Source organism: Endozoicomonas sp. ALE010, from assembly GCF_049310165.1.
In the GTDB taxonomy this organism is placed as follows: domain Bacteria; phylum Pseudomonadota; class Gammaproteobacteria; order Pseudomonadales; family Endozoicomonadaceae; genus Endozoicomonas.
Window position 1 is genome coordinate 21,221 of sequence record NZ_JBLYNV010000067.1, and the last position, 7,168, is coordinate 28,388.

General features: G+C 44.2%; 5 protein-coding genes. 1 reads left to right on the forward strand and 4 read right to left on the reverse strand.

Annotated elements, in window-relative coordinates:
* Positions 1-38: 38 nt before the first annotated feature.
* The 3 genes from ACO6UY_RS20650 to ACO6UY_RS20660 all read right to left on the reverse strand — a co-directional run bounded on the left by ACO6UY_RS20650 (position 39) and on the right by ACO6UY_RS20660 (position 4,724).
* Positions 39-1,838, reverse strand: coding sequence for an ATP-binding protein (locus tag ACO6UY_RS20650; protein WP_422491072.1), 1,800 nt, complete (start codon positions 1,836-1,838; stop codon positions 39-41).
* A gap of 108 nt (positions 1,839-1,946) precedes the next feature.
* Positions 1,947-3,563, reverse strand: coding sequence for a DEAD/DEAH box helicase (locus tag ACO6UY_RS20655; RefSeq protein WP_422491074.1), 1,617 nt, complete (start codon positions 3,561-3,563; stop codon positions 1,947-1,949).
* Positions 3,564-4,151: 588 nt separating this feature from the next.
* Entirely contained in the window at positions 4,152-4,724 is a 573-nt protein-coding gene (locus ACO6UY_RS20660; protein WP_422491076.1) for a hypothetical protein, read from the reverse strand.
* Between the two features lie 241 nt (positions 4,725-4,965).
* On the opposite strand from ACO6UY_RS20660, the gene ACO6UY_RS20665 reads away from it, so the two are divergent.
* On the forward strand, positions 4,966-5,721 hold the full coding sequence (locus ACO6UY_RS20665; protein ID WP_422491077.1) for a hypothetical protein: 756 nt from the start codon (positions 4,966-4,968) through the stop codon (positions 5,719-5,721).
* A 185-nt stretch (positions 5,722-5,906) separates the two neighbouring features.
* Here the strand turns inward: ACO6UY_RS20665 and ACO6UY_RS20670 are convergent.
* Positions 5,907-7,168 (reverse strand): hypothetical protein (locus ACO6UY_RS20670; protein WP_422491079.1); only part of this gene is annotated, 1,262 nt, incomplete at its 5' end.

Consider the following 7,168-nt stretch of genomic DNA (forward strand, 5'->3'; position numbering starts at 1 on the left):
ATGGCAGTTAATATGAGGAGTTGTGAAGAGCGTTTGAATTACTCTTCATCATCAAGAAAGTCTTCGAGTAATTGCCCCCAGTCTTTTCGAGCCATTTGTAATTGCTGCTTTCTCTTCTCACTGGTAGTTTCGCGCTCCATTCGAGCCCAGCCTGCCAAGCATATTTCGATGGCTTCTCGTTTTTCCTTGGGTAGCTGCTGCAAAATCTCAGTAGTAAAGACATGGTTTGAGTTCAGCTGGAGAAGCGTGAATCCCTTACTGGTGGTCACATCAAAGAATGCAGGAGTAGAAAGTGGGCGTTCTTCAACCCAGACTTTAAGTTTATTTTCTACGATGCTTTCAGCTACAACCTTGGCCTCAGTCTCAGAGGAGCCAGTCTCGATCAGAGTTTTCTCTACTTCTTCAACAGTAACCGGTGCATCATCAAAAACAGGGTGCTTTTTCTCACGCTCTGTTTCTTTGATGTTAATATCTCGGATAATGTCTTCAACAGATTTTGAACTTCCACTTTGAGATAGCTTGCTCTTTTTGCCATCAAAGCTCAGCTCAGCCAAGCGCTTTTGCAGCTGACTCCTGACGTTAAGAATTTGATCAATAACTTCATAAATTTTGAGTTTTGGATCATTATTCTCACGTAAGTCTGCCCTGTAGTCCGCTTCTGACTCAAAGCCTTCTTTCAGAGCCTCTTCAGCCATGTTCATCATTTTAAGATTAACTACATGCTGCTTGTTGTTGGTAACACCAAAGACTCTGTCAAGCGCTGGAGAAAATGAAATCTCAATACCGCACCAACGGCCAGTATATTGTTTCATATCTGTAGTCAGAAACTCATCTGTAAGCGCCAATTCACGGCCAGCTCGAACTACGGAAACGCCAATATTTTTGTAAGCATATTTACCCCATGCGGTGGAGCCTGCTTTACCATCAGTTGTTTTGAGTATTTCCTCAAGTATGGGTTTTTTGACAATACTGCCGACAATCTGAACCTTCTGTTCAACTCCATTTTCATCAGCGATACCAAATTCATACTTGCCATCATCGACTATCTCAAAAAAGGCTTCCCCTTTGAAATCTCCGGGAAGGTCAGGCAGTGCTGTATCCTTCATCAAGAATAACGGATCATTCGCTTTGAATTTACTTTCGTTATCAATGATGTACAGATTATTGTCCAGTAATGCACATTTGAAGCGAATGGTTACTTGATCATCTTGCATGAACTTACGGTACATGCGGCCAACGATATCCTGCGTATGCTTGTAGATGGTTGTACCTGTTTTCCACTGACAACGATCAAGATTGCTCCATAGAACAAGTGTACCTGACTTGGGAAGGCCTTCCCCGAGACATTTTGCAATATCTTCAGGTATTTCAGAATCCACTGGATAAGGGATTGTTTCCAGTCTACCGTCTAGAATTTCATCAATATCAAGATAGGTGTGAGCAATCGTTGAACCTTCTTGCCAGCTCCATACATCAACCCTGCGACATTGTGATACTGACGAGTTGGGTAGCCCCATACCAAAACGGCCAATACCTTCTTTATCATCACGGTTTTTGGATGCGCCAAACTCCAGAGCTAAATGCAGGACATCTTTGCTCATTCCGGCACCGTTATCAAAAACAGCAATCTTATCGACATTCCGGCGAGAGCGCCCACCTTCTTTAGCTTCTGAACGCTGTTCAAACGCTAAAAGCTCAATATGGTTAGCTCCTGCTTGAATACTGTTGTCAATCAACTCTGCCAATGCATGGGCAGCACTCAAAAATCCATTATCTCTCATGGATTCAATGGCAATTTGACCACGGATAAAAGGTCTGTCTAATCTTGGTTCAGTCATGTTACTCATCATTTCATTTTAAGTTGAGGACTAAGCTGGACAACGTCTTGTGTCTTATTAGTATCTGACCAGTTAGTCAATACAAAGTTTCAGATTGTCAAGCTCGGATTAGTGCTCATTCCATAAGCTATCCCAGTGCGAAAATGCACTGATAACACTTTTGAATGCAGGTATGTCATCTCTTACCGTGTAAATCGTGCAATCCTTGTTTCCCTTACTCTTTATTCCCCTCATAGCCCTGCCTGCCATCTGCGAATATTGAACTAAAGAATCGGTAGGCCGAGCAATAATGGCCACGTTGGTGACAGGGGCATCAAAGCCTGCAGTCAAAATGCCGTAATTGATCAAAACCCGAACGCTTTTATTTTTATATTTAGCGATTTTGTAAGCCCGTGATACAGAGTCATCCTGATCGCTATCAAGTGAGTATGCAGTTATGCCCTCAAATGACAGCAATATTGCAAGCTTTCTGGCATGTTCGACGCTACAGGCAAACACAATAGTGGATGAGCCTTGATCGTATTCGTGCTTAATTACTTCAAGAAGTTTTTTGTTCCGGGCGGCGTCATCAGAGAGGTACTCAATGATTTGATTGTTGTAGTTTTTATTTGAGAACTCATCAGCATGCAATATGGTGCTACCGTCATATACAACATTCTTGAAATTTGCTTTGGCAAGGTAGCCCTCTTCAACGAGATAGTTTATCGGTGAGTTATGGCCAGCCACCTGCATGGTGACTTTGTTTCTACCAAAAAATGCCGCTAGCCTTTCATCCTCATCATCATTTTCGAGCTTGCGCCCCGGTGTTGCAGTTAAACCGATCAGCTTGGTGGAGCCGATAGTGCTAAACATATCTCCAACAATTTGAGCATAAGTAGAAGCAATAGCTTTATGGGCTTCGTCAAAAATAATCAGGCTAACGTGCTCACGTAACATGTTATAGAGAATGGCTCTTTTACCTTTTTTAACCGCATTCATTTTTTGCAAGCCAGCGATCAGCATGCCACTGTCTATGCCACCCAAAGAAATATCTGTTGATGAGTAATAGGAATAGATTTTGACTTCTCTGTCGCCCAAGGCTCCCCACGCTTTTTCAAACTCATCAAAAGCCTGATCGCAGAGTTCGGATGTATCTGCCAACCACAGTACGAGCCCTTTCTTATTCTGACGGAGGTGCTGACAAGCCAGGTTCATTGCGGTTCGGGTTTTACCTGCACCGGTAGGTAAGTGAACCATACACCTTTTGTCATCACTGTTATCCAGGATATCCTCAACCTTATGAACCATTGAAATCTGATAAGGGTACATGGGGTAAGCTGGGGTAATACCTTTGAGACTTCTAACTGTTTTTTGGGGTGGGCTATAGGTAACACCAAACTGCCCCATGAAAACGTCTTGGTGTTCAGAGGCTAATTTTTCCAGCAGAGCATAATGATCATTGACTTCGTTTACAGCCTCCTCCAGAGCACCACGTGACGCCAGAATGGACTTGCAAAGCTGCTTGGCTTGGGCAGGCGAAAGTCTATCAATCAGGTCTTTTCTTAGCTTAGGGTTACTCAGTATTTTTGTTCCACAAAAGGTTGATACAGCAGTGACCAGCTCAGAGTTGGTAAGCTCCCTTTCATGAAGATTCCTGAACGCCTGTATGCTGTCATAGCCGAGAAGTTCTGATAACTCACCTTCCGAGTAATTATTTAGTGCTTCTAGAAGGTTGGTATTTTCCATTTTGATGCTCAAAAAAGTGGCTACAATGGTGAGGTGATAATTAAGGCAGTGCTTTTCGAGAGTGTGCGCTATCTACCAAAAAAGCTTATTGTTTTTGGTTGTTACTTCTTCAGGCACGCTACCGCCCATAGGCTTTACAGTTCACTGTTAACGAGCGAAAGCCTCATAGCTCATAAGTCTTTGGTTATGCGATGTGGATCTATTGTGCCAGCTTTGTTGATGCATGGATAGAAGTCGCTGGGTGTGGGGATCACCTAGCAGAAACGAAGAAAAGAGAGGGTTAGGGTCATTGAGTGTGTATAAGTCTCTCCAAGTTGAGTAAAATGACACTTTATGCCCAGTTCCTTGTGTGGATAAATAAAAAAATACTCATAACTCCAATACTTCATTCAGTTTTTACGCAGGCTGAAGTGGATAGTAAGGGTGGCAGGTATGTCTGAGTTCGTGACTTCCTACTGGTGAATACATGAGAATAAGACCGGTGCGGTTTCCACCTGTGTCGAATGTTGCAGATAGAGAGCTTTAGGCAGTTTTTAACCAAGCTCAAGTTGTGTGCAACCGTTTCATATCATTCTTCATAGCTTTTATTTATAGCTGAAATTGTTCAAGAAAACGCTCAGCAGAGAGGTTCCGGGGAATATAGCCCTGGCCTTTGGTTTTGGGTGTCATTATGCATATGGCTGCATTTTGAGAGTCGCTGTTGTAGCTAACGTGAATGGGCTGGTTATGTCCATAAAAATAGAGCCTGTCAAAGGGGAGCTGTTTAACGATCCAAGTGGTTACCTCCAGTGATGAGGTGTCCGGCACATGAAAATCGCAGGCAGCCCCTCCCCGAGAGCAGATGGTGTCTCCCTTCTTGTTTTTTTCAAAGCAGCTATGCTGATCCAGTGTGGGATAGATAGAGGGCAGCACGCCCTGCTCTTTGGCCAGTTTTTTTCTTGCAGTCGCCAATGTGGGTGAGCAAAAGCCATAGGTTATTTCCAGGGCACCAAACTGCTCATAAATCGGATCGAGTATATGAGTCGCCAAATCGGCAAGAGCCTGCCAGCTCTCGTCAGCGAGCGGCAGGTTATCAATAGATGATGATTGCCAAGTTTCACCGCACTCAATCAGTTGCCGGTAGGTGAAGTGTTTGCTGCAGGGTTGGTTGAGCTGGGGCATGTTAGGGGTCGGTGTTTTCTTTTATATCAGAATAATAAAAGTACAGTGGGATTCCAATGACTATCAATTCAAAGAAGGGAGCGAATTTTCTGTCAGGTTGAGCATGGATCACCATTCAGTCAGGGCTAATCTGAACGATTGAGCAATATCGTGGCCTGTGCCAGTGAAGGCTTCACCCGACAGTCATTTTGCTGAATTATAGGGTGTGTACCGTGCAGAATATTTATGAAAAGGAATTCATATGAACCCAATAATCCGCGAGTATGTTTATGCCTATGCTGTGGAGGTGGACTGGGGTGATTTATTTCCAGTGCGATCAAAAGTCGCAGCAGCACTGAACAGTGTATTCCCGGCTGTTGTTGGTAACCAGGTTTCTTGCCATGATTATATCCGCAAAGATCATGACTGCATCCTGAGTTATCAGGAAGCACTTAAACGGATGAAAAAGGTGCGGGTGTCTGCGCCACTGAGAACGAAAATTATCCAGGTGGCCCAGAGTATGGATTACTATTTTGCCGACGAAGCACCGGTACTGGATGTGTATGTGACGCTTGATGGCAGCCCGGTAACAGTCATCAATGATGATGGCGAGTGCTGTTTTCCGACCCCATTTCCCTTGGCCACCTGGAAGCGAATCACTAAGACGATGCAGCCAGAGGCGTATGCTCGGGCGAACTGGCCCAAAAGGCGCAGGATGATTTTGAATACCATCAGGCACAATCTTGGATTTTACGATTGTTATTCAGAGATGATGGGTAATGAGAGTGCCATGCGTCTTTTTGTGGATTATATAAAACAGTTTTTTCCAGAACTGGTGACGGGGCTCTCTGATTTTCTGGACAAAAAAGCGCATCATGGCCTTGTGCCTGCCAAATCCGTGAAAAACACTGAGGTTGATGATGATGGCTGTGACGCGGTGGTAAGACGGCACATCCATCAGGTTGATTTGTACGATATGACTTATGATGCGTTTTCTGATGTGTTTGAAGATTCTTGAATTCAGTCTTATCCGCAGGGCTGGACTGAGTTGATTTCTTTTGCAAGCCAATCGACAAACTTCAAGGCATTTGATGGAGGATTTTGGAGAAAAATTTAACCTTGCAGTGTAAAAGTATCTTGGTTATGAGCAAGAGTTGAGGTGGGACCCATAGGGGGGAGCAGCCCCCCTATGAATAGTTGTTCTTAAAAAATTGAAAAATAGGTTCCAACCTGCCAGCTTGCAGCACCAGCAGCCACTATACCGATTAAGGCCATAGCCCATGTGCCGCGAATTTTATAAGAGCTGTTGGCTTCATTGGCTTCTTGCAGATCGAGTCTGGTTTGAGCCAGCTGTTCGTTGATTTCTGTAAGCTTGGTAGTTGCCTGGTCTAACTTGGACTCCAGGGCAGTCTGTGTCTGGCAGCTTTTCTCTTCAAATGCTGATTGCCTACTCAGAAGCGTTTTTTCTGCTTCTTCACTTTTTGCAAGCAGCTGGGCACGAGATTCGTCCAGTGAGCTTTGCAACGCATGTTGGTTTTCTGCAAGCGTGCTGGTTAGTTCAGACACTTGCTTATGTATATAGTTGTTTTGCTCCTCTAATACCCTGCCTGTTTCCTCAGCCGCCGCCGCTAATGTCTGGTGGGTTGTACTGCTGAAATCCTCGAATTTTCCAGTTAGAACTTTATTGAACTGCTGCTGGCTATCCTGAATCTGTACAAACTCTTCACCCATCCAGTTTTTTTGGGCCTGTAGCTGTTCGCACAGGCTGACCTGAAGAGCATCATGGTTGCGCGTAAATTCTGCCTTTTGGTAGTCAACCCTGTTGCTGATATACGAAACTGCAGAGTCAAGCATATCTTTTGTTTCATGGCGAAGGGATTCATTTGCCTGAGCTACCTTTGACTCTGCTTCTTCTACCCTTTTAACGCAGCCAACCAGTTTTTTGGCTTGTTCCTGGGTTAGACCTTTTGCTTCCAGAAGGCCCTGATTTGCTTTGCAGATATCTTTCTGTTGATCTTCCAGGGTGCGCTGTTGTTTAAGAATTTGCTGGTTCTGCTCTTTAAGCTGTTTGGTCTGTTCTTCCAGCAGTCTTTGCTGTTTTAGCAGAATACCTTGCTGATCACTCAGCACCTTGGAAATAGCAGTATTCACCACCAGTAGCTGGGAAGACTTCTGAGTTAACCGTCCTATCGATTTGTTGAGGTCAAGCTGGGCCTCATCGATTTTGTCGCTGCGATCATTCCACCAGTTACTGATACGGCTGTTGTTCGCTTTTTCCCGGCGTAGACGGTCTAATCGGTCTGTATTACTACCTACTGATTGGTTTGCCGACAAAATGTCATTTACAATGCCTTTGATATCACTGTTTCTGATGCAGGGCGAAAGCTTCAGATGTACTAACGTACATAAATAATTCTGCCATGATACATTCTGCTTAATGCAGAGGTATGGTCCAAATGAACAGT